A 22,878-nucleotide genomic window follows, 5' to 3' on the forward strand; every position below is an offset into this window, starting at 1 on the left:
CTCCTGTAAACACAGATTTCCTGTTTTTTATTGTACTGGAAAACAACCCAAAACGCAAGACGGGAAATCCCGTACCGCTCCCCCGTCCACTTGTTCACCGCTGTCCGATATGTTACAATACAAAAAGATTTCAAAACAGTTATAAACAGGAGTTGTTTCCCATGAAGCCGATGAAATTACGCCTGTCGGCGCTGAGCATGCTCACCGCTGCCGCCCTGGCGTTCTCTCCCATGATACCGCAGGCCATACCCGCTGCCCCGGCTGCTTCCACGTCATCTTCCTTCCAGTCGCAGGATGAAGCCATCACCCCAGCACAGTATCAGAGCATGCTCGGACATGGTATGGATGTGGACTGGTCCAAAACCAGCGAGGGCCGCGCCAATTACCAGCCCCAAACAGTCATCGATTTTGCAGAAGCCGGCATCAAGCATGTGCGCATCCGTGTCAAAGATGACCTGACCCCGGATGTGCTGGCCAGCCTTGACCGCCAGATCGATGATTGCCTGTCTCACGGACTCATTCCCGTGCTCGCCTATCAGGCAGACGCCTTCAAAAATGACCCTTCCGAGCGTAATCTCGAGCATGTCGTCGCGTGGTGGAGTACCATTGCCGCACGATATCAGGACAAGTCGCACGCGCTGTCATTTGATCTGCTCATCGAGTGCACCGACGCGCTCAACCAGCAACCCGACCGGCTCAATGAGATGATCGAGCGTGTAACCGCAGCCATTCGCCAGACCAATCCCGACCGCATCATTATGATGTCCCCGCGTCTGCGCTCCAATCCGGCTTATCTGTCCGAGCTTCAGGTGCCCTCGCAGGCAAACGGCTATCTGATGGCCGAGTGGCATTTCTATGCAGCCGGTCCGAGCAAGACCAACGAGAAAAAGCTGTGGACGACCGGAACGGCAGCCGAAAAGCAGCTGGTTCTCGATCAAATCCAGCTGGCACTCGACTGGCAGGCACAGACCGGCATTCCCACCTGGGTCGGTGCCTGGATGCCCGGCAATTACAACGACGGAGACGACTACACCTTGTCCGAGCAGATGACCTTTGCCGCCTTTCTCTGTGACAGTCTGGATGCGGCAGGTATCCCCTTCGCCGTCAACTCAGACACCAAGTTCTACGACCGGCAATCCGGCCAATGGGTCACCGAGATGGAGCCGCTGCGCGACCTCATTTTCTCACCTTCCGCAAACTGACCGATGCAAAAAATCCCGCGTCTATTAAGACGCGGGATTTCTTTTTTAGATATCGTTAATGTCGACCATCTTGCAGTTTTTGATTTCCATACCGCTTTCCATGCACTCCAGCAGTGCATTTGCGGTGTCAATCGCGGTCAGGCACGGAATTGCGTGCTCGGTTGCCGCACGACGAATCTTAACGCTTGCAAGCTCGGGATGACGGCCCTTGACCGAGGTGGAGATGACGTAATCGACCTCACCGTTCTCGATCATGTCCAGAATGTTGGGATGCATTTCGGGCTCGAATGCATTGTAAACCACGTTGGCTGCGACCATCGCGTTGTTGAGCGTGTTGGCCGTGCCGCGGGTTGCGTAGATGTCGTAGCCGAGCTTCTCGAACTTCTCAGCAATCGGAATTGCCTCCTGCTTATCAGCCGGACGGACGGAAATGACGACCTTGCCGGTCTTCTTGTGCATGGCAAAGCCAGCACCGAGCAGACCCTTGTACAGAGCTTCCTTGAAGTCCTTGGCAACGCCCAGAACCTCACCGGTCGACTTCATCTCAGGTCCGAGCTGGGTGTCCAGATCACGCAGCTTCTGGAAGGAGAAGACCGGAACCTTGACTGCGTAGTAATCGCGCTCGGGGTACAGACCGGTGCCGAACTCCATGTCGCGCAGCTTCTCGCCGAACATGCAGCGGGTTGCCAGATCGATCATCGGAACGCCGGTGATCTTGGAGATATAGGGCACGGTACGGGACGAACGGGGGTTAACCTCGATGATATAGACCTGACTGTTGTACAGAACGAACTGGATATTGACCAGACCCAGAACCTTGAGGCTCTTAGCCAGCGCACGGGTATAGCGGATGATGGTGTCCTTGTGCTTGGACGAGATGTGCAGGGACGGATACATGGAAATCGAGTCACCAGAGTGTACACCGGCACGCTCAAAGTGCTCCATGATACCCGGAATCAGGATGTCCTCACCGTCGCAGATTGCGTCGACCTCGATCTCCTGACCCATCATATACTTATCGACGAGTACCGGGTTCTCGACCTTGTGACGGGTGATAACCTGCATATACTCACGGATATCCTGCTCGCTGTATGCGATTTCCATACCCTGACCGCCCAGAACGTAGGACGGACGCACGAGAACCGGATAGCCCAGACGGTCAGCGACGCTGACAGCCTCTTCCTCGGTGAATACAGTCTCTCCCTTGGGGCGCGGAATGCCGCACTCTTCCAGAATCTCGTCGAACTTTTCACGGTCTTCTGCCGCGTCGATCGACCAAGCCTGGGTGCCCAGAATCGGCACGCCCAGCTTTTCCAGATGTGCTGCCAGATTGATAGCGGTCTGACCGCCGAACTGTACGATGGCTGCGTCCGGCTTCTCAGCATTGACAACGCCTTCAACGTCCTCGGGCGTCAGCGGCTCGAAGTACAGACGATCAGCGGTGTCAAAGTCGGTGGAAACGGTCTCAGGGTTGTTGTTGATGATAATGGTCTCACAGCCCAGCTCCTTGAGTGCCCAGACAGAGTGAACCGAGCAGTAGTCGAACTCGATACCCTGACCGATACGGATGGGACCGGAGCCCAGAACCAGTACCTTCTTCTTACCGGTGGACGGCTTGACCTCGTTTTCGTCGTCGAAGGTCGAGTAGTAGTACGGGGTCTCGGCATCGAACTCTGCGGCACAGGTATCAACCGTCTTGTAGACCGGCAGGCGCTTGAGCGCACCGACCTGCTTACCGGACAGCTGCTCGATGGTCTTGTCGAGGAAGCCCATCTTCTTGGCACGCAGGTACAGCTCCTCATTCAGCTCGGAAGCCTCAGCCAGCTCATGCTCCATGTCTACAATGTTCTTGTAGCCGTGCAGGAACCAGGTGTCGATCATGGTGATGTCGTGAATCTCGTCGATGGTCATGATGCCGCGGCGCAATGCCTCGCAGATGACCAGCAGACGCTCGTCGTTAACCTTGGCAACACCAGCCTTGATCTCCTCATCCGACCAAGTCTTGAGCTTGGGCATGATGAAGCTGTCCAGCTTCATCTCAACGCCGCGGATGGCCTTCATCATGGCCTGCTCGAAGGACGGTGCAATCGCCATGACCTCACCGGTCGCCTTCATCTGGGTACCGAGCGAGTTGTCTGCGTAAACAAACTTATCAAACGGCCAGCGCGGGAACTTGGCAACGATATAGTCCAGGGTCGGCTCAAAGCAAGCGTAAGTCTTGCCGGTGACCGCGTTCATGATCTCATCCAGACCGTAACCGATTGCAATCTTGGCGGTAACCTTTGCGATCGGGAAGCCGGTCGCCTTGGATGCCAGTGCGGACGAACGGGAAACACGGGGGTTTACCTCGATGACTGCGTACTCGAAAGAGTTCGGGTTCAGTGCGTACTGTACGTTACAGCCGCCCTCGATGCCCAGCTCGGTGATGATGTTGAGCGCAGAGGTGCGCAGCATCTGGTATTCCTTGTCGGACAGGGTCTGGCTGGGTGCGACAACGACCGAGTCACCGGTGTGTACGCCGACCGGGTCAACGTTCTCCATGTTACAGATGGTGATGGCGTTGCCCTTGCTGTCGCGCATGACCTCATACTCGACTTCCTTCCAGCCTGCGATACACTTCTCGACCAGAATCTCGTCGACACGAGAGTACATAATACCGGTCGCAGCGATCTCGCGCAGCTGCTCCCAGGTGTACGCGATACCGCCGCCGGTACCGCCCAGGGTGTATGCCGGACGGATGATGACCGGCAGACCGATCTCCTCGGTGAATGCAACCGCATCCTCGACCGTGTGTACGACCTTGGAAGCGATGCACGGCTCTCCGATCTTCTCCATGGTGTCCTTGAACATCTGGCGGTCTTCGGCCTTGGCGATGGTGTCCGGGTTTGCACCCAGCAGCTTAACGCCGTACTCGTCGAGGAAACCGTCAGCGGACAGGTCCATTGCCAGATTCAGACCGGTCTGACCGCCGAGGTTGGGGATCAGGGAGTCCGGACGCTCTTTCTTGATGATTTCCTTGACCGCGTCCAGGGTCATCGGCTCAATATATACCTTGTCAGCCATGGCCTTATCGGTCATGATGGTTGCCGGGTTGGAGTTTACCAGAACAACCTCCAGACCCTCTTCACGCAGGGCACGGCATGCCTGAGTGCCTGCGTAGTCGAACTCGGCCGCCTGACCGATAACGATGGGGCCGGAGCCCAGTACCATGACTTTGTGGATATCTTTTCTCAGCGGCATTAGAACTGGCCTCCCTTGTGCTTGTCAATGTTTTCGAGGAATCGGTCGAACAGGTACGAGGTATCCTGCGGACCGGGGCAGACCTCGGGGTGATACTGCACGGTGAAGATGGGCTTGCCGATGTGCTCGACGCCCTCGACCGTGCCGTCATTCAGGTTGACAAAGCGCACGCGTGCAATCGCCGGGTCAATGGTATCGCCAACGACCGCGTAGCCGTGGTTCTGGCTGGTAATATAGGTGCGGTCTTCGTCGAGATCCTTGACCGGGTGGTTGACACCGCGGTGACCAAAGCGCATCTTTTCGGTCTTGGCATTGATGGCCAGCGCCATGAGCTGATGGCCCAGGCAGATGCCGAAGATGGGCAGACCGGACGCGATGAGCTTTTTGAGTTCTTCTACAATGCCGACGTTTTCAGCCGGGTCACCGGGGCCGTTCGACAGCATGATGCCGTCGTAACCGGCAGCCAGAATGTCCTCTGCCTTGGTGAAACCGGGCAGGACGGTGACCTCACAGCCGCGCTTGCAAAGTTCACGGACGATATTGTACTTGACGCCGAAGTCCATCAGACCGATGCGGTACTTGCGCTCGCCCTGTGCCGGGTGTACCTCGGTCTCGGAAAGCGTAACCGACTTGACTGCATCCTTGACGACGTAAGACTTCATCTCTTCGATGGTCTTTTCGTCGGGCTCGTGGCCTTCGGTATAGATGACACCGTTCATAACGCCGCTGTTGCGCAGGATACGGGTCAGGCGTCGGGTGTCGATGCCCTGCAGGCCGACCACCTTCTGCTCCTTGAGATAGGCGTCCAGGCTCTTCTGGCAGCGGAAGTTCGAGGGATATTCACACATTTCACGCATGATATAGCCCGAAACCCAGCTCTTCTTGGACTCGCCGTCGTCGAAGTTGATGCCATAGTTACCAACCAGGGGGTAAGTCATGCACACCGTCTGGCCATAGTAAGACGGGTCGGTCAGAACCTCCTGATAACCGGCCATACCCGTATTGAATACGACCTCGCCGATGCTGCATCCCTCATAGCCGGCAGCCTTACCCTCGAACAGGGTACCGTCGGCGAGCAGCAGATACGCTTTCTTCAAATCTATCGTCACTCCTTGCAAACTTTACGATGGGGAAAGGGGAAAAATGGTTTAGCGGATAGCGGACACGATGTCGTCACGCATGCGGATTGCCTCTGCGCGTGCAGCCTCCATGAAGTCTGCGCCGTCCTTGCCGGTCTTCTTCCAAGCGCACATGATACCGCGGGAAGAGTTTACGATCGCACCCAGACCGTCATCGTTAAAGGCATTTGCGATGTCCTTTGCGGTCGCGCCCTGTGCACCGTAGCCCGGTACGAGGAAATATGCCTTGGGGATGATGGAACGGATGATCTTCTGCTCTTCGGGGTAGGTCGCACCGACGACCGCACCAACCTGATTGTAGCCGGACGGGGTGTCCAGACCCTCGCCCCACTTGGCAAACTGCTCTGCCACGCGGACGAAGAGCGGCTTGCCCTCCATGTCGCGGTTCTGGAACTCACCGGAAGACGGGTTGGAGGTCTTGACCAGGATATAGATGGCCTTCTCGCGTGCGCGGCACTCCTTCAGGAAGGGCTCGATGCCGTCGGTGCCGAGGTAAGCGTTGACCGTGCAGGAATCTGCATTGTAAACCGGCAGCTCCTTGTCGCCGACCTTGGTGCAGCCCAGATATGCCTCAGCGTAAGCCGATGCGGTTGCGCCGATGTCGTTGCGCTTGATGTCAGCGATGACATACATGCCCTTCTCGTGCGCATAGTCGATGGTATTCTTGAGCACTTCTGCGCCCTTGGGACCGAGCAGCTCATAGTATGCTGCCTGCGGCTTGATTGCGGGTACGATGTCGTGCAGGGCATCGATCAGGCTGATGTTGAACTGCTGCATGGCAGCCGCTGCTGCTTCCAGAGTTTCGCCGTAGCGCTCAACGCACTGGGATACGATAAAGGACGGGATATACTCCAGGCGTGCGTCCAGACCGGCAACGGTCGGGTTGTTCTTCTGGCGGATGCATTCAACGAGTTTTTGTACGGACATGATTTGTCTCCTTTCACACGGGCCGGAAGGCTGTCCGGCGCTGGTTGATGACTTTTATGAGAATCGACTTGCTATATTGGAATCTTACTCTGACGCGGCAGTCCCGGACTGCTTGACGATGGTCACCCGGTCTTCTCCGTCGGTCTCACGCAGACTGACGCATACGCGCTCGTTCTGGGAGGTTGGCAGGTTTTTGCCGACGTAATCGGGTCGGATGGGCAGCTCTCGATGACCGCGGTCAATGAGGACGGCCAGCTGGATGCGAGCCGCACGTCCCATGTGGGAAACCGCCTCGATGGCAGCGCGTACCGAGCGACCGGTATAGAGCACATCGTCCACGATGACCACCGTACACCCGGCAAGCCCAGGAATATCGGGCAGCACCGGAGGCGCTGTGTGCGGCAGATCGTCGCGGAAGGGTCCGATGTCGAGCGGCAGGACGGGCGGGCGGAAGCCCTCGACCTCACCGAGCTTATCTGCGATGCGTTCGGCCAGCGGTACGCCTCGCGTCTGAATCCCGGCGAGCAGCAAACTGCGGCTGCCATGATTTTTCTCGATGATCTCAAACGCGATGCGGGTCAGCGCACGGCGGACGGCTGCTTCGTCCATGATCTCTGCTGTCTGCTGCAACACTGGCATACTCCTTTCCTGCTTACGGCACAAAAAAAGCTTCCTGCCCAAAGGCAAGAAGCCGCACGAAGCCATGCCTTGTGTGCGAATCTGGTGACACAAGACAATTTTTGCTCTCATTCGATCGTTCAGGCACTTTGGGAACTCACGGGTTCCGATTAAAAGTCTGATTACAGTTGTTCACTTATCGTTTGTATTATTATATCCTAGAATACCCGGTTCTGTAAACCGCCATTCTTACAAAAGGCAAACGAAATTGCTCGAAATTTTGTAAAATTTCGGCAACTAAAGAAATTTTGTTAGGTCATCGTAAATTTTTTCTGATTTTCCAAGGGCTAAATCATGGTCTGCACCGCCATACTAACAGCAAAAGGAGCGTGAAAAAACATGAAACTGACCCCCATTCTGTCCAGCATGGCCGCCGGTATGGCCGTCGGCGCAATCGCCTCTGCAATGGCTTCGAGCGCAATGTCCAGTCCGTCTGTCAAGCGCAGCGTCAAGCAGGCCGCAAACCAGGTGACGAACACCGCAAAGCACATGGGCGATATGTTCTGATCTCCCCGATCTCAAGACCCTCCATCCGAAATCATGTGAAAAGAGGACGTTTATCAAAACGTCCTCTTTTTCTATCCCTGTCTCATGCGCAGTTTGTCCCAAAGCGGAATCAGCCATGCACCGCAGGCGTTTCCCAGCGAACAAACGAGCAAAAATACAATGATTTTTCCAATCATCCCCTGCTGCACGCCAAGCATCAGATAAAACATATCAGCGACTACGTGCTCAAACCCAGCGATAATGAAAGCCGGGACGCAGAGTAAAATGCCGACGAAGCGCCCGAAATCACCCTGCCAGGTACGGAAGTGATCGACCGCAATGTACATGAGCAAACCGCACATCACACCGAGCAGAAAGATCTGCACTGGCGACTCAGACAGCTTGCGTGCCGTCAGCTCGCACGCCATCTCCCGATAAGCCGGTTTTGCATACGCAACCGCCAGCGCCGTTGCCGCACATCCAACGAGGTTTCCCAGCCAGATGACCAGCAATTCCCCGATACAGACCATGCGATCGTTTCGCGTAATGAGATACCCAACGCGCCCGGTAAACAACGCCATGCCGCGGGTACAAATGGTGAAGAGTGCCACCGAAAACAGCACGGCTCCAAACGGTATCTTTCCGCTTCCCAGATAAATGGCGCCGCTCACACCGATGAGCAGTCCGGCCAGTATGGACGAAACCAGTAATTCCAATTTTTTCACAGGCTGTGCACCTCCGCCGGTCTTTTTTCTTATCCTATCACAGCTATACCGTGCTTGGCAACCACGGTTGACGGTGCCGTCCCACATTTGTATAATAAAGACCAGAACAGGAGGCAATCCACATGGATCTTACATATCAGGCCGGTGCGCTGTGCGACGTTCTGCGCGACCGCCAGCCGATCATTCACTGTATCACCAACTATGTGACGATCAACGACTGCGCAAACGCAGCCCTCGCCATCGGTGCATCTCCTATCATGGCCGATGCACCCGAAGAGGCCGACGCGGTGACCACACATGCGCAGTCGCTTGTCCTTAATATTGGTCAGCTATCGCCGCGCAAGCTGGACGCAATGCTGCTGGCCGGTGCGCAGGCCAACCGCATGGGCATCCCGGTCGTGCTCGACCCCGTGGGGGTGGGCGTATCCGCGCTGCGCACCTCGGCTGTGCGTCAGCTTCTGGAAACCGTCCATATTTCCATCTTGCGCTGCAACCGCTCGGAAGCCGCCTGCATTTATGGCATGCACGTAAACCAGCACGGTATCGACAGCGATCACTCCATTTCCATTTCGGACGGCGAAGCACTGGCACGCGCACTCGCGGCACGCTATCACTGCACGGTCGCACTGACCGGTGAAACCGATCTCGTCGCAAACGCCTTTCATTTATATCGACTGGAAGGTGGTCACAAAATGCTGTCCCGCGTCACCGGTATGGGCTGCATCGCTACCGTCCTGTGTGCCGTATTTGCCGCCGCTTCCGACGATCACTTACCTGCCGCGATCGCCGCGCTGGGCACAATCTCTGCCGCCGGCGAAATCGCTTTTGAGAAAGCCGGACATCTCGGTACAGGCAGCTTTCACATCGCGGTCATCGATGCGCTGAGCCAGATGGACGCGCAGACACTTTCCTCTCATCTCAAACTCACGGAGGTATCCCATGCGGACACTCAATGACCTGACCGGCTTTATCTTCGATCTGGACGGTACCCTGCTCGACTCCCTTTGGGTGTGGAGCGAGGTGGATGAAGTATTCCTGTCCCGCCGCGGTCTGCCCCTCCTTCCCGACTATGCACAGTCCATCGCACATCTCGGTTTTGCCGATGCCGCACGCTATACCATCGACCGCTTTGGTCTGGCCGAAACACCCGAGCAGCTCATGCAGGAATGGTATGACCTCGCTCGTGCCGCTTACCGTGACCGCGTACCACTCAAACCGCACGCCGAAGAATTTCTGCACAAACTTTGTGCACAGGGTGTGCATATCTCGGCGGCAACCTCATCCGAACCCGAACTGGTTCTGCCCTGTCTGGATCGTCTGGGCATCACTGGATTGTTCGACAATATCACAACCATCCACGAAGTGAACTGCGATAAGTCCTCCCCAGATATCTATCTGCTGGCTGCTGAGCGTATGCAGACTGCACCGAACCAGTGTGCCGTTTTTGAAGATATCCTGCGCGGTATCCAAAGCGCAAAATCTGCCGGTTTCTATACGGTCGCTGTGGAAGAACCCGCATCGGCACTCGATCAAACCGAAATTGAACTCACTGCCGACCGCTATATCCGCTCTTTCGCTGAACTACTCTAAACCACCGCAGCCCATAAACGGGTCCGGGCCTGCGGCCCGGCGCGGTCCAGCCGCGCAGGCTGGTCCGTCCAGGTGAAACCTGGTCGCCGTCCGCAGACGGCGAAATCTCCTTTGAAATCCGGTGTCCGCCCCGGATTTCAAAAATACTTACCCACAAAAAAACCGCCCTCTCGGGCGGTTTTTCTTGCTTATCATCGGTTTACGTCGTATGATCGGGCATTCCTTCCCAGATGCGTCCAACACTCCATAACTTCAGCCCACCTTCATCGGTAAACTGATGCATAGTAATGTAGACCTCTCCGCCATCCGGGAACGTCACCTTGAGATCTTGGTCAACTCCCTGACCGACCACAATCTGCTCGCCAACGCGCGTCACCGGATACGTTTTCTCATCATAGAACATACCGATCGCCGCACGCAGCGCGTCTTCCGGCGTCTGGAACTTATCCGAGCGTTCCCGCATGTATTCCATATCCGGGTTCACCATCAATCCAGACACATCATCCGGATACAGCTGCAAAAACTGCTCTCGCGTCAAGCTGTCATCCCAAGTTGCCTGCAATGCATCGCACCCGGTCACAACCGGAATGCCATCCTGCTCGCCCACGGTCAAACGCTCGGCATAACGGTACTGCTCCCCACCAGCTTCCAACTGATACACTACGGTCACACTGTCCTCGGTCAGATCTCGCAGCATCCAGTCGGTCACATCCGGGCTGGAACCCCAGCCAATCTTCCAGAAAATGCGCAGATGATTGCCCATCCGTTCCTGCTGCTGTATAAACTGCTGCTGCAGCGCCGTGCTCATAAACGGATAGCGGAACATTGCATTTTCCCAAAGATAGCCTTCTGCCCACTGGTTTGCCGCCTCGATGATCGGTACAAACTGCGTCAGATGTTCCTGCGGCTCGTTGTTTTCCGGCTCGACCACACCAGTTAAACGATAGCTGTCCGAACCTTCAACCGGATTGTGCTGCGGCTCATACTGGAAATAGATCATCGTGCCGTCGGCAAAGTCATAGGCGATCATATCATCTACCTTGCGATACCGTCCACCGGCAACCGGGAAGTTCCTATAGATGAGCTCTTCAAGCGAAGTAGTAGTCATAGGTCGCTCGGGCATGCCAATCTTAATGACATCATCTGCCGTCCAGCAAATCATATCAGGGTCATCCAACACCATGGCCTGATCGATCGTGCAGTCGGCAATGCGCAAGCTGTCATCCTGCCATCCAAAATTCAGCGTCTGCACCTGCGTGATGCCGCTGAACCAGGTTCGAGTTGTCTTTCCGCTTGCTGGCTCTGCCGGTTTACCATGCACACGAACGATCACCGTACCAGCCCCGGCATCGACCGTATATTCAGCCTTGTCCGCAGTCATACCGATCGGCAGATTATTCAGTTCCATCGGTGTCTGCGCATCACTGTCGCCATACCAGCTGGCATACTCGTCAAACATCTCCAGCAAATCTGTGCCAAGCAGGGTTTTGGCCTGCTCTGCCGAGAGACCATCCACCTGTGCATTACACCAGCGCTGTGCGAGTGCTTCCATCTGCTTCTGCGTCTCGGCCTCGACCGGCTTTGCATCCTTCTGTACGACCGTCCAGCGGTCAAACTTCCATCCGTCTCCTTCCGGTCTGGTCAGAATGGAAATTTCCTGTCCATTGAAGAAGGTATAGTGGAACGTGGTCTCTCCCTGCTTTTCCAGTCGTCCACCGGTCAGTCCCAGCAGGGTTTCGATCTGTCCCGCTGCATCATCCAGCATGGCCGGGCCGGTTTCGGGCAGACCGAGATCACCATAGAGCATCTGGAAGGTGTCCAGATCGCGCACGCTGCACACGTCGGTCGGCTGCATGGTGCATGCCGCGTCCACGCTGTCTACATCCACTTTCAGCACTCCATCCTCCCGGATAAACTGCATCCACTGTACGGTGCGCTGATCGGGTGCAGCCAGCGAGCTATGCAGTGCCTGCGACCAGTTTTTGACCACATACGCGCCTGCCCGCTCGGCATCGGGATAAACCGCATACGCCGTCACGTGCGGGTTGGCCTCAAGCAGTATCTTCTGCATTTCCTCCTGTGTGCGAGACGCAAAAGCATCCTTAGGCAAAACCGTAGTCAGCGTCTGTACATCTCCGTCCACAATCGCCTGTAAATAGGTCTCGGCTGTCGTGCGGATTTCCTGTTCCAGCGCCGCATTGTCCGTTCCCTTGGGCGTGACGGCAAAGCATCCGCCGACCAGTGTGAGTGCAAATGCAGCTGTCAGAATGAGCGCCACGCCGCGGCGCTTTTTATTGGGGCTGAATAACGCCTGCAAACGGGTTTTCATGGCTTTTCCTCCTCCCGTCAGTCTGGTTGTGAGCATGGTGCCGCCGTACATGCGACGTGCGACATCATTTAAGATACACTGTCCGTACTGTCTCTTTGCATCGGTGTCCAGTCCGTGCACGACCGACTGGTCACACGCGATTTCGAGGTCCTGTGCACCCTGCCACGCCAGCAGATGCACGACCGGATTGAACCAGTGCACGCACCGTGCAAGCAGAAAGACCATCTTGCACAGCACATCCTTATGCTTTGCGTGCGTGAGTTCATGCCGTAAGATGAGCGGCGCATCGGCAAGCGGAATGCCACTCTTGGGCAAGAGCAAAACCGGATGCACGAGTCCCACCAACATCGGCCCATCGGCCTCCGGTGTCTGCCGCAGCGGAATGCGCTGCCGCAGTCCCAGCCGTTCGCGCTCGCTCTCATAAATACGCAGCAGCTCCGGGTCGCGCACATCACGCGCCGTGCGGCGCACCCGATACACAAACCGCCGATAGGACAGCATGGAACCTGCAAAGAACGCAGTTGCTCCAACCGCCCAAACGATGGCCAGAATTTCATCAAACGCAATGGATTTCTGCGTCTCAGCGCTCACGATCGTCCCGGCAGGCACCCAATGCCGCTCAATAATCGGCTGCGGCTCTGCGATAACCGATTCGTTTTCCGTCCCGCTCGTCTCCGGGACGCTCTCACTTACCTGTGTCGTCTGCACCTCAACCAGTGTCGTCCGGGGTGTGACCTGAACGGGTGCGTCGGGAAAGCTATTCTGTACCGGAACAAGCAGCCGAACAGCAAAGATCACCCACAGCGCACAGACCACTCTTGCCGGATACCGCCGGCGCAGAACGGCGCACAGGAGCAAGATGGGCAGCAGCACCACCGAAGTGGTCAGGCTGACCTGAATGAGATTCCAAAAGATGGTCGTCATCTCTCATCCCTCCCCTGTTCGTCCAGAAAATCACGCAGTTCGTCGAGGTCTTCCCGCGTCAGCGCACCGGTGTGGGACAGCGACGCAACCAGATCGCGCACCGAACCCCGATAAAACCGGCGCAGCAGACTGACGCTCTCGCGCTCTCCATAATCATCCTGACTGACGAGCGGCGTGTAGACATTCATTTTTCCCTGCTTGTCACACTGTAAAAACCCTTTTTCGCACAGTCTGGACAAAAAAGTCAGCACCGACGTTGTCTTCCACCGGTCAGCTAACCGTTCGGTCACCCAGGCAGACGGCACCGGACGCTCGGGTGCGCTCCAGACCTCCTGCATTACGGCCAATTCGGCATCGGGCAGGCGTTTGGTCTCACGCATATCTTCACCTCCTACATTTGTAGAACTTCTTAGGTTGACTTTATTCTACATCCGTAGAACATGAAAGTCAAGCGCCTGCGGATGACAATACGGATACAAGAAAACCCGCAGGCGACCAAACTCGCTTGCGGGCTTCAGGGGAAATAAAGATAGGATTATGACTGTTTCATGTCCCAGAGCTGGGCATCGCCTGTGCCGCTCGTCCAGCGTACTCCCCAGGACGTGGGATAGCACCGGGTGGACATGCAGGTCGCGCCGCCGTCGACGAACACCTCAACCGACGAGGTGTCTGCCAGAATGCGCAGGCTCATAGGAGCCGCACAGTGCGCAACGCGCGTGGTACGGCCTGCGCCGCCCTGCGGCACGGACAGGGTCAGTACCCCATCCTGCCAGTTCAGGCGCACGCTGTCGTGGATGGTCAGTTCAAACGGCTGGCCTGCGGTCTGATACTGCAGGTCAAAGGTCTTGACCGACTCACTCACACCCGGTGTGACGGATAACTGCCGCAGCGTGCCGTGCAGTGCATTCAACTCCGGAACCGGATTGCGCAGAATCTTGCCATCCTTTGCCGTCAGGACACAGGGTACGGTCATGCAGTGCTGCCAACCGTACGCCGTGGTAGGATTGGTATACTCTGCATCGGGCATACCCATCCAACCAAACTGAATGCGGCGGGTGCCGTCCAGGAAGGACTGGGGCGCGTAGAAGTCAAAGCCCTTGTCCAGCGTCTGGAACTCACCCAGCGTACAATCTCCGCGAAAATCCCCATACAGCGGGAAATAACCGCAGGCGTAAACATTCTGGAAGCGGTCGTCGGTCTGTGCAACGCCCTGCGGCGATACGCACAAGAACCACTGACCATCGATCTCAAACAGATCGGGACACTCCCACATATAGCCGAAAATCTCAGGCGTGGTGATGGTGTTGCAGTGCGTCCAATGAATCTTATCCTCGGACTGGAAAATCAGCACTTCACCGCGATCTTCCAGCGTGCGCGCACCCTGCACCATATAATACTTGCCGTCCATCTTCCATACCTTGGGATCGCGGACATGGCAGGTCAGACCGGCCGGATAGTCCTTGTTTTCCATCAGGCACTGCTTGGATGCCATGGTCTCGCCATCCTCAGAGATCGCCAGACAGGTATTGTGTCCGCGACCGGTACGGATGTAATCATGGTCACCCTCGTGCTTGACGTTGCCGGTGTAATACAGGTACATCTTACCGTCCTCAATGTAAGCCGAACCCGAGTAGACACCGTGGATGTCATAGGGCTGATCGGGACAGAGCAGAATGGGCAGGTACTCCCAGTGCACCAGATCACGGCTCTTGCAATGACCCCAGTGCTTGACACCGCCCGTGCAATCGAACGGGCCGTACTGGAAGAAGACATGGTAGTCTTCTCCGTACTTGCACAGGCCGTTCGGATCGTTGAGCCAACCGGTCGGCGGCTGAATGTGGAAGGTCAGTCTGTGCGGGTCCTGAGCGGCCTTGGGGCCGTCCTCCCGCTCGACGCGTGCCGCCATACGCAGCAGGTCGCGCTGTAATGCATTGCTCATGTAAAAACTCTCCTTGTTCAGCGGCGCAGCGTCAGCAGCTGATCGCCTACCTGAACCGTACCAAAGTGACGATCAACCGAAGCAAAGTCCTCGCCGTTGGTGACGATGATTGCGGTGATGGTCTTGTATCCGGCAGCGCGGATGCCGTCCATGTCGAACGTCAGCAGGGTATCGCCTGCCTTGACGCGCTGGCCTTCGGTGACCGAACCAGTAAAGCACTTGCCGCCCAGTTCTACCGTGTCTACACCGACATGGATGAGCAGCTCTGCACCGTTATCGCAGGACAGGCCAACTGCGTGACCCATCTGCGCGCTGATGATTGCGTCGCAGGGTGCGACAACCTTGCCGACCGTGGGCTCGATAGCGATGCCGGGGCCGAGCACTTCCTGTGCGAAGGTCTCGTCGCCGGTCTCGGTGAGCGATACGGCGTTACCGGTCAGCGGTGCAGTGATGGTCAAATCATTTGCAATTTCTGCTGCCTTGGGTACAGCTTCCACTGCCGGGGTGGATTCAGACGACTGCTGCGGTGCAGCCGGTGCGGTCTGGGGCTGAATCTGCTCAGGCTTGAGGCCGAACAGCCAGGACAGAACGAAGGCAACCGCTGCCGCAATCAGCATTGCGATGATGTACTGTACCGGACGGTGCAGGTGCAGCAGGATACCGAAAATACCGGTAACGCCGGTGCCGGTTGCGCCCAGACCAACGATCGAGGCGTACAGTGCACCGCATGCACCACCGATCGAACCGGCGATGAAGGGACGCAGGAAGCGCAGGTTGACACCGAAGATTGCAGGCTCGGTGATGCCCATGAATGCGGACAGAGAAGCCGGCAGAGCCATAGACTTGAGCTTCTTGTCACGGGTGCGCAGCGCAACTGCCAGAGCAGCTGCACCCTGTGCAACGTTTGCTGCCGATGCCAGCGGCAGCCAGTAGGTCAGACCGTAGGTACCAAGCTGACCAAGGTCGATGATGGTGTACATGTGGTGGATACCCGAAACAACCGTTGTCGCATACAGGCCGCCCATGACAAACGAGCCGAGGCCGAACGGAATGGCGATCAGCCACTGGATACCATTGATGATGTGGGTCTCGATGGTGGTAAAGACCGGGCCAATCGCTGCCAGAGTCAGATAACCGGTGACGAAAACCGAGACCAGAGGCGTGACGAACAGGTCGAACATCGGGGGTACAACCTTGTGCAGACGCTTCTCGATGAAGCACATCAGCCATACCGCGATCATAACCGGGATAACGTGACCCTGATAGCCGACCAGCGGAATTTCATACAATCCACCGAATACCGGCTGCATGGTCTGAACGCCGTCTGTTGCGACCGTCCATGCGTTCTGCAGGTTGGGGTGAATCATAATCATACCGATAACCGCACCGAGGTAGGGGTTACCGCCGAATACCTTGGCTGCCGAATATGCAATCAGGATGGGCAGGAAGGTGTACGCCGTGTTGGCAAACAGCGTTGCAAACACATAGATTGAACTACCGGTATCAATGTGCGCAAAACCGTTGTTGTTCATAAAGTTCAGGGCATCCATGATACCCATGAGGAAGCCCGAGGCAACGATTGCCGGGATGATGGGAACGAAGATATCACCCAGGGTCTTGATGAACCGCTGGAACCAGTTGCCCTTCTGTGCTGCGGCAGCCTTAACATCTTCCTTGCTGCCTGCCGTGATGCCGCCCTCCTTGACGAAAGCGTCAAACACCTTGTTTACAATGCCTGTGCCGAAGATGATCTGTAACTGGCCCTGTGCCTCAAAGACGCCCTTGACGCCCTCACCGTTCTCCAAAGCCTGTTTGTTGACCTTCTTGTTGTCCGCAATGACCAACCGCAAACGGGTGGCACAGTGCGCCGCTGAGACTACGTTTTCTTTGCCGCCAATCGCCGCGAGTACGTCCTTGGCTGCCTTCTGGTAATCCATCGTGACACTCCTTTCAAGTTTTCAAATTTCTTTCACCCTGTAATATGGAATCGATTCCACATCCTATGCAATTATAATAGCACTCCTCTTCCCTTCTGTAAATGGGACATATCTTCCAAACTTTACCCGGTCACTTTGCGCACTTTGACGGCTTCACGGGCAAATCGCGCAATTTAGCACACACCTCTTTGTGAAAAATGCAAAAAAGACGGCTGCATCCCATTTTACAGGAATGCAGCCGATATTTCTTTTGTTGTTTTAGTGACCGGTGCTCTCTCTGCGCACGATTTCGTATCCAAGCTTGATCTGCTGGTGCATATCCACGCCATCACGGATGATCTCCAACAGGATTCTCGCCGCTTCTTCACCGCTCTTTTCATAAAAATAGTGTGCAGTTGTCAATTTTGGACGAACCAGTCCGGAAATTCGTGCATGACCGACACCTACGACCTTAACCTCGTCCGGCATCTTGATTCCCGCCTCATGCAGAGCTTCCATCGCACCAATCGCTATGGAATCGGTTGCGCAAAAAATACCGTCAAATGCAGTCCCATTCTGCAGGAGATTCCGACACGCCTCGGTGCCGCTCTCAACCGAGAAGTCACAGGTCTGCATCAGTGCATCGTCCGCCGGTATCTCTGCCTCTGCAAGGGCTTCCAGAAAACCGTGCCGACGTGCCAAACCAGCCGCCTTATCGCGCGTTGTGACACCGAAATAGGCAATCTTGCGGCAGCCCGCTTCAATGAGTTCGGTGGTCAGTGCGTGCGCTGCACCTTGATCGTCGTGATACACACAGGAAGCGTCCGACAGGCACTGTCCCTCAACCACGACAGGCACCTGACATTCTCGAATGGCTTTGCGGTGTGCTGGTGTGAGCATGGTCGCAACCAGCAAAATACCGTCCACACGTCCTTTGCGGAATACTTCCAGATATTCCAGTTCCTTTTCTGCGTGGTTATCGGTGTTGGCCAGCAGAAGCTGGAACCGGCTGTCACCCAGCACACGCGAAATACCGCGCACGATGCGTCCGATCGACTCGGAGTTGATACGCGGCAGAATGACACCAATCAGACCGCTCTGTCCGGTACGCAGCATCTGTGCCTGTCTGGACGGCACATAACCGGTCTCCTCGATTACCCGACGAATGGCTTCCCGCTTTTCCGCGCTCACATATCCGTCGTTGAGATAGCGCGACACAGCGGTCTTGGAAACGCCCGCGCGGGCAGCGATTTCCGCAATCGTCATGCTTTCCCCTCCTTTTTTCCTCTCCATTCTCTCTTACTTCGACATTATTTTTATTTTAACATGCCCAGCCGCCGCCGTCAAACCAGCCCTTCCCCACCAGAACTTTTCCCGCTTTCCATTGCTTTTATCGCGCTGTCCTGTTAAAATGGAGGTAACAATTTCCGGTTTTCTTTCGAGGAGACCGGGCGGCGTGCGCCGCCAATTCCCATACTGGAGGTTTTTTCTTATGTATACACCCATCCGGCTGCCAAAATTGCTGATGCCGCGCGAAGGAATCGACCTGTCCAAGTGGGCGGTTATCGCGTGTGACCAATACACATCCCAGCCCGATTACTGGAACAATGCCGACACCATCGTCGGTGATGCGCCCTCCACCCTGCGCCTGACGCTGCCCGAAGTCTATCTCGAACAGCCCGACGTCAAGGAGCGCACGGCAAAGATTCAGGATGCCATGCAGCGCTATCAGCAGGACGGCACGCTGACCGAGTACGAACCGGGCATGATGCTGGTCGAGCGCACCACCAAGTCGGGCACGCGCCGCGGCGTTGTCCTGTCCTTCGATCTGGAGGCGTACGACTATCAGGCTGGTTCCCAGTCGCTCATCCGTCCGACCGAAAAGACCGTCGTCGAGCGCATTCCGCCCCGTCTGGCTGTCCGTGAGGGTGCATCGCTCGAGCTGCCGCACATCATGCTGCTGATCGATGATCCCGACCGCAAGGTCATTGAGCCGCTGTTTGCCGACAAGGACGCATTCCGCAAGGCATACGACACCGACCTTATGCTGGACGGCGGCCACCTGTCCGGTTGGTTCGTGCCCGAAGGCAAGGAGACTGCTGCACTGATCGAGCGTCTGAACGGCCTTGCCGATTCCGAAACCTTCAACAAGAAGTATGGCCTGACCGGCGAGCACGCCGTTCTTCCCTACGCGGTCGGCGACGGCAACCACTCGATGGCAACCGCAAAGGCAAACTGGGAGCGCATCAAGCAGGATCTGTCCGAGGAAGAGCGTCAGGATCATCCCGCACGCTTTGTACTGGCTGAGGTCGTCAACATCCACGACGACAGCCTGGAAATCGAGGGTATCCATCGTGTCCTGTTCCACATCCACCCGCGTGAGGTCTTCCAGGCTGCAGACGAGTTCTTCCGTCTGCACGGCGGCATGGCTTACTGCGGCGATCCCAAGAGCGCACCGAGCACGAACGTCCAGTCCTTCCCGTGCATGTTCCACGGTGAGCAGGTCACCCTGTGCATCGTCGACTCGCCCTGGGCTCTGCCGGTTGCAACCCTGCAAAACTTCCTGGATGATTTCCTGGAGAAGAACCCCAAGTCGCATATCGATTACATTCACGGCGCAGACGTTGTCCGTGAACTGTCTCAGGATGCGCGCAATATGGGCTTCCTGCTGCCTGACCCGGCGAAGGAAGACCTGTTCCGTGGCGTCATTCTGGATGGCGTCCTGCCGCGTAAGACCTTCTCCATGGGCGAAGCACAGGAGAAGCGTTATTACATGGAAGCACGCAAGATTGTAAAGTAAACCACCGCACCCCTAATTGAAGTTTCGATCAAACCTTTTCAAAGGTTTGCGGAGTCTTGAGGCAGAGCCTCAAGTCGCCCGTCGCAACGGGCGAAACTCCCCTCTTGATTTTCGCAAAGCGAAAATCAACAAAAAGAGAAAATAAAAGCGCGTCCCATAGGACGCGCAATCTCTGGAAAGACCGTCCTTTCGGACGGTCTTTCCCTTTTGTTTGTTTAAATTGATTCCCGGGCCGAACACCGGGAATCAAGAGGGGATTCCGGACTCTGCGGAGTCCGGCCAGCCTGCGCGGCTGGATCGCGCCGGGCCTCAGGCCCGGACCCATTTTCGCCGCGGGCGGGATGAGACGACCGCAAGACGATTCATTTCTTTTCCCGATAAAAAATCTGTTCCTTCTTGATAAACGCAGTCATGTACTCCGCATCTCTCCACTGCGACTGGAACGATTCCAAGGTTTCCAGAAAATCCTTCTGATCTTCTACCGGAACACTCACACGACTCTCCCACTGGCTTTCATCCAGATTCAGCGGTTTTTCAAACACATCGCCGGTACGATTGGGCCAGCGCTCGTCATCGCCGCCATGTACATGATAGCGGTAAATGGTCGGCGTATAGTCTGCCATCTGATCGATCGCCGCACAGACAAACAGCGGTGCCGCTGCATGATCACCATGTACGTCATCCTCATTCGTCACATAGATCGTACCCGGTCGGATATCCTCAAGCACACCACGCACATCGGCAAGAACTGCCAGACGGGTATACGCCGCATGTGCACCCCAATGCGCAAGGTGATATTCCTTTCCGCCGTCCGGGTGATAGGTATGTGCGCCGACATGCGACGGAACCAGCGTCTGATCGCCTTCATGCCACAGTCTCCACAAAAAACTAACCTCACGCGGCATACCGGTATCTGCATAGCCCAGTGCGATCATGTGGTCTTCGGGTACACCCAGATGGGTCAATGCCTTGCGACTCTCATGCCAGCGCGTTTTTGCCACTTCCGCACCCTCATAGTCACCATTGGTCAGAAAAACGACATACGTATGCTCGGGCTGCTGGCGAATGATCTCATACGCACCCAAAATCTCATCGTCCTGATGCGGTGCAAAAATTACAATATCCTGCTGCATATTTTGCAACACCTCTCTTGCCTTATTGTACCGCCATTATACCCGCGCCGGGTGCATGTGCGCAAGTCAATTTTTGTTTCCTGCAATCCACTTAAGCAAGGAAAAGAAAAAGACCGCTGAACGAATCAGCGGTCTTTTCAGTGGCAGCCGGACAAGGATTCGAACCCAGACAAACAGAGTCAGAGTCTGTCGTGCTACCATTACACAATCCGGCTATCAAGCGCCGCTCTCTCAAGCGGCGTATTTTATTATAAATGCACTCGTTCAAAAAGTCAAGCCTTTTTTGAAAAAATTTTTAAGACTCTTCTTCCTGCGAATCGTACTGTCCAAGCACACTGTCCATAAGCTGTACCAGTTCCAGAACACTGCGGAACGGCGTGACCGTACGGTCATCCATCCACTGAATGTTGCCCTGCCAGCTGGCATTCTGTCGGAACAGAACACTCAGACGGAAGCTTGCAATCGGCTTGTCTGCGTTCACGCTCTTGTGCGCAGTCGTCACTCGATGCGCGGTTCCCGCCTTAAAGCTGCGCATGCTGGTCGCACGCGGCGGAAATACCATGGAGTCGAGCAGCTCTTCCACCAGAAAAATCATCTGGGTCAGGTTGGAAAAATAGCGTCTGCCCTTAAAAAATGCGTTTTCCAGATAGCCTTCCAAGTTCTTGCCCTCATAGGACAGGATATGGATGATGCTGGTTTTCATCTCATAAGGCACAAATTGTTCGGTCGTCATATCTGTTCTTCTCTCCTGTCTATCTGCTGGGTTGTGCGCGCTCTATTATTTACCGTCCCATACGCCGTGCGAGCTGCTCGGGTATCATTGCGCAGCGCAGAGCGGTTTCCGCCGTAATGCGTCCGGCCTTGTACAGCCGCAAAATGGACTCGTCCATAGAAATCATGCCCTCAGCCGCCGAGGTCTGAATGACCTGATCGATCTGGTGGATACGGCTGTCGCGAATCATGCTGCGAATCGCGTTATTGAGATGCATAATCTCAAACGCCGGTGCCTGACCACCGCCAATCGTGGGCAGAAGCTGCTGCGAGATAACCGTGCGCAGCACCATTGCCAGCTGTACGCGGATCTGCTGCTGCTGGTTGGGCGGGAATACGTCGATGATACGATCCATCGTATTGACCGCACCTACGGTATGTAAGGTGGAAATGACCAAATGACCAGTCTCAGCCGCCGTCATGGCAATGCGGATGGTGTCCAGGTCTCGCATCTCACCGAGCATAATGACATCCGGTGCCTGGCGCAGACTGGCACGCAGAGCGGTCACATAGCTGTCGGTATCGGTCGCAAGCTCGCGCTGGCTGACGATACTCTTGACGTCACGATGCAGATACTCAATCGGATCTTCAATCGTAATGATATGTGCGCTGCGCGTGCGGTTGATGGCATCGGTGATACAAGCCATCGTCGTCGACTTACCGCCGCCCGCCGGACCAGTAACCAGTACCAGACCGCGCGTCATCGTGGCGATCTTCATGACCTCGTCGGGAATTTCCATCTGTTCCCGGTCGGGCACTGAAAAGCTGACCGTTCGAATGACTGCCGCGAGCGAACCGCGCTGACGATACGCGCTGACGCGGAATCTTGCCAGATTCTTGACCGAAACCGAAAAATCATCGTCACCCGTCTGCAAGAAGTGTTCCATCGACCGTCCTGCCAGCGTATACAACGCCGAAACCAGCTCATTTGCACGCTCCGGCATGACCTTTTCCTCATTTTCCGGTACAATCTCACCGTTGATCTTGAACGACACCGGCATACCGGAAACGATAAACACATCGGACGCTTTTTTATCCATCGCGCGTCCGAGATATTCCAAGATCAGTTCCATAAACAG

Annotated in this window: 18 protein-coding genes and 1 tRNA gene; 5 read left to right on the forward strand and 14 right to left on the reverse strand. The window is 55.9% G+C overall.

Annotated features, from left to right (window positions below; genetic code table 11):
* The first annotated feature begins 161 nt into the window (after positions 1-161).
* Positions 162-1,202, forward strand: a complete 1,041-nt coding sequence (locus B5D52_RS07760; protein ID WP_016148179.1) for a glycoside hydrolase family 5 protein — start codon at positions 162-164, stop codon at positions 1,200-1,202.
* Positions 1,203-1,247: 45 nt separating this feature from the next.
* Here the strand turns inward: B5D52_RS07760 and carB are convergent, their stop codons facing one another.
* From carB to pyrR, 4 genes are all read right to left on the reverse strand, one after another.
* Entirely contained in the window at positions 1,248-4,442 is a 3,195-nt protein-coding gene (carB, locus tag B5D52_RS07765) for a carbamoyl-phosphate synthase large subunit (protein ID WP_016148180.1), read from the reverse strand.
* Positions 4,442-5,539, reverse strand: coding sequence for a carbamoyl phosphate synthase small subunit (locus B5D52_RS07770; RefSeq protein WP_016148181.1), 1,098 nt, complete (start codon positions 5,537-5,539; stop codon positions 4,442-4,444). The genes carB and B5D52_RS07770 overlap by 1 nt, the downstream gene beginning before the upstream one ends.
* Before the next feature lie 51 nt (positions 5,540-5,590).
* Positions 5,591-6,508, reverse strand: coding sequence for an orotidine-5'-phosphate decarboxylase (gene pyrF, locus B5D52_RS07775; RefSeq protein WP_016148182.1), 918 nt, complete (start codon positions 6,506-6,508; stop codon positions 5,591-5,593).
* Between the two features lie 84 nt (positions 6,509-6,592).
* Complete coding sequence (pyrR, locus tag B5D52_RS07780; protein ID WP_016148183.1) at positions 6,593-7,147, reverse strand: bifunctional pyr operon transcriptional regulator/uracil phosphoribosyltransferase PyrR; 555 nt, start codon at positions 7,145-7,147, stop codon at positions 6,593-6,595.
* A 378-nt stretch (positions 7,148-7,525) separates the two neighbouring features.
* Between pyrR and B5D52_RS16105 the strand changes: the two genes are divergently transcribed.
* The gene (locus tag B5D52_RS16105; protein ID WP_016148184.1) at positions 7,526-7,693 is read left to right on the forward strand and encodes a hypothetical protein; all 168 of its coding nucleotides are present in this window, start codon (positions 7,526-7,528) and stop codon (positions 7,691-7,693) included.
* A 71-nt stretch (positions 7,694-7,764) separates the two neighbouring features.
* Here the strand turns inward: B5D52_RS16105 and B5D52_RS07785 are convergent, their stop codons facing one another.
* Positions 7,765-8,397, reverse strand: a complete 633-nt coding sequence (locus B5D52_RS07785; protein WP_016148185.1) for a formate/nitrite transporter family protein — start codon at positions 8,395-8,397, stop codon at positions 7,765-7,767.
* Between the two features lie 122 nt (positions 8,398-8,519).
* Here B5D52_RS07785 and thiM point away from each other — a divergent pair, with 122 nt between their 5' ends.
* Both thiM and B5D52_RS07795 read left to right on the forward strand, forming a co-directional pair.
* Positions 8,520-9,353 carry a hydroxyethylthiazole kinase gene (thiM, locus tag B5D52_RS07790; RefSeq protein WP_016148186.1) on the forward strand — a complete coding sequence of 278 codons (834 nt, stop codon included), beginning with the start codon at positions 8,520-8,522 and terminating at the stop codon, positions 9,351-9,353.
* Complete coding sequence (locus tag B5D52_RS07795) at positions 9,337-9,987, forward strand: HAD family hydrolase (protein ID WP_016148187.1); 651 nt, start codon at positions 9,337-9,339, stop codon at positions 9,985-9,987. The genes thiM and B5D52_RS07795 overlap by 17 nt, the downstream gene beginning before the upstream one ends.
* A gap of 199 nt (positions 9,988-10,186) precedes the next feature.
* Here B5D52_RS07795 and B5D52_RS07800 read toward each other — a convergent pair whose 3' ends face one another.
* The 5 genes from B5D52_RS07800 to B5D52_RS07820 form a co-directional block, all read right to left on the reverse strand.
* A complete protein-coding gene (locus tag B5D52_RS07800; protein ID WP_016148188.1) occupies positions 10,187-13,240 on the reverse strand; it encodes a M56 family metallopeptidase in 3,054 nt (1,017 codons plus the stop codon).
* Positions 13,237-13,620: a BlaI/MecI/CopY family transcriptional regulator gene (locus B5D52_RS07805; protein ID WP_016148189.1), complete on the reverse strand. Its 384-nt coding sequence runs from the start codon at positions 13,618-13,620 to the stop codon at positions 13,237-13,239. Before B5D52_RS07805 ends, B5D52_RS07800 begins: the two co-directional genes overlap by 4 nt.
* Before the next feature lie 155 nt (positions 13,621-13,775).
* Positions 13,776-15,179 carry a glycoside hydrolase family 32 protein gene (locus B5D52_RS07810; RefSeq protein ID WP_016148190.1) on the reverse strand — a complete coding sequence of 468 codons (1,404 nt, stop codon included), beginning with the start codon at positions 15,177-15,179 and terminating at the stop codon, positions 13,776-13,778.
* A 17-nt stretch (positions 15,180-15,196) separates the two neighbouring features.
* A complete protein-coding gene (locus B5D52_RS07815; RefSeq protein ID WP_016148191.1) occupies positions 15,197-17,116 on the reverse strand; it encodes a PTS sucrose transporter subunit IIABC in 1,920 nt (639 codons plus the stop codon).
* Between the two features lie 258 nt (positions 17,117-17,374).
* Positions 17,375-18,361, reverse strand: coding sequence for a LacI family DNA-binding transcriptional regulator (locus B5D52_RS07820; RefSeq protein ID WP_016148192.1), 987 nt, complete (start codon positions 18,359-18,361; stop codon positions 17,375-17,377).
* A 226-nt stretch (positions 18,362-18,587) separates the two neighbouring features.
* Between B5D52_RS07820 and B5D52_RS07825 the strand changes: the two genes are divergently transcribed.
* Positions 18,588-19,895, forward strand: a complete 1,308-nt coding sequence (locus B5D52_RS07825; RefSeq protein WP_016148193.1) for a DUF1015 domain-containing protein — start codon at positions 18,588-18,590, stop codon at positions 19,893-19,895.
* Between the two features lie 362 nt (positions 19,896-20,257).
* Here the strand turns inward: B5D52_RS07825 and B5D52_RS07830 are convergent, their stop codons facing one another.
* The 4 genes from B5D52_RS07830 to B5D52_RS07845 form a co-directional block, all read right to left on the reverse strand.
* Complete coding sequence (locus B5D52_RS07830; RefSeq protein ID WP_016148194.1) at positions 20,258-21,028, reverse strand: PIG-L deacetylase family protein; 771 nt, start codon at positions 21,026-21,028, stop codon at positions 20,258-20,260.
* Positions 21,029-21,169: 141 nt separating this feature from the next.
* Positions 21,170-21,243 (reverse strand) — tRNA-Gln (locus B5D52_RS07835).
* An 80-nt stretch (positions 21,244-21,323) separates the two neighbouring features.
* Complete coding sequence (locus B5D52_RS07840) at positions 21,324-21,761, reverse strand: hypothetical protein (protein WP_016148195.1); 438 nt, start codon at positions 21,759-21,761, stop codon at positions 21,324-21,326.
* 49 nt (positions 21,762-21,810) lie between these two features.
* Positions 21,811-22,872 (reverse strand): type IV pilus twitching motility protein PilT, encoded by a 1,062-nt coding sequence (locus B5D52_RS07845; RefSeq protein WP_016148196.1) that lies wholly within the window; start codon positions 22,870-22,872, stop codon positions 21,811-21,813.
* Positions 22,873-22,878: the final 6 nt, after the last annotated feature.

The sequence above is a fragment of the Butyricicoccus pullicaecorum DSM 23266 genome, from assembly GCF_900167005.1.
In the GTDB taxonomy this organism is placed as follows: Bacteria; Bacillota; Clostridia; order Oscillospirales; family Butyricicoccaceae; genus Butyricicoccus; species Butyricicoccus pullicaecorum.

Coding starts and splice junctions, on each gene's coding strand:
- B5D52_RS07795 (WP_016148187.1), top strand. CDS start 9,337: ATGCGGACACTCAATGACCTGACCGGCTTTATCTTCGATCTGGACGGT.
- B5D52_RS07805 (WP_016148189.1), bottom strand. CDS start 13,620: ATGCGTGAGACCAAACGCCTGCCCGATGCCGAATTGGCCGTAATGCAG.
- B5D52_RS07820 (WP_016148192.1), bottom strand. CDS start 18,361: ATGACGATTGCGGAAATCGCTGCCCGCGCGGGCGTTTCCAAGACCGCT.
- carB (WP_016148180.1), bottom strand. CDS start 4,442: ATGCCGCTGAGAAAAGATATCCACAAAGTCATGGTACTGGGCTCCGGC.
- B5D52_RS16105 (WP_016148184.1), top strand. CDS start 7,526: ATGAAACTGACCCCCATTCTGTCCAGCATGGCCGCCGGTATGGCCGTC.
- B5D52_RS07845 (WP_016148196.1), bottom strand. CDS start 22,872: ATGGAACTGATCTTGGAATATCTCGGACGCGCGATGGATAAAAAAGCG.
- pyrF (WP_016148182.1), bottom strand. CDS start 6,508: ATGTCCGTACAAAAACTCGTTGAATGCATCCGCCAGAAGAACAACCCG.
- pyrR (WP_016148183.1), bottom strand. CDS start 7,147: ATGCCAGTGTTGCAGCAGACAGCAGAGATCATGGACGAAGCAGCCGTC.
- B5D52_RS07800 (WP_016148188.1), bottom strand. CDS start 13,240: ATGACGACCATCTTTTGGAATCTCATTCAGGTCAGCCTGACCACTTCG.
- B5D52_RS07760 (WP_016148179.1), top strand. CDS start 162: ATGAAGCCGATGAAATTACGCCTGTCGGCGCTGAGCATGCTCACCGCT.
- B5D52_RS07810 (WP_016148190.1), bottom strand. CDS start 15,179: ATGAGCAATGCATTACAGCGCGACCTGCTGCGTATGGCGGCACGCGTC.
- B5D52_RS07825 (WP_016148193.1), top strand. CDS start 18,588: ATGTATACACCCATCCGGCTGCCAAAATTGCTGATGCCGCGCGAAGGA.
- B5D52_RS07815 (WP_016148191.1), bottom strand. CDS start 17,116: ATGGATTACCAGAAGGCAGCCAAGGACGTACTCGCGGCGATTGGCGGC.
- B5D52_RS07830 (WP_016148194.1), bottom strand. CDS start 21,028: ATGCAGCAGGATATTGTAATTTTTGCACCGCATCAGGACGATGAGATT.
- B5D52_RS07840 (WP_016148195.1), bottom strand. CDS start 21,761: ATGACGACCGAACAATTTGTGCCTTATGAGATGAAAACCAGCATCATC.
- thiM (WP_016148186.1), top strand. CDS start 8,520: ATGGATCTTACATATCAGGCCGGTGCGCTGTGCGACGTTCTGCGCGAC.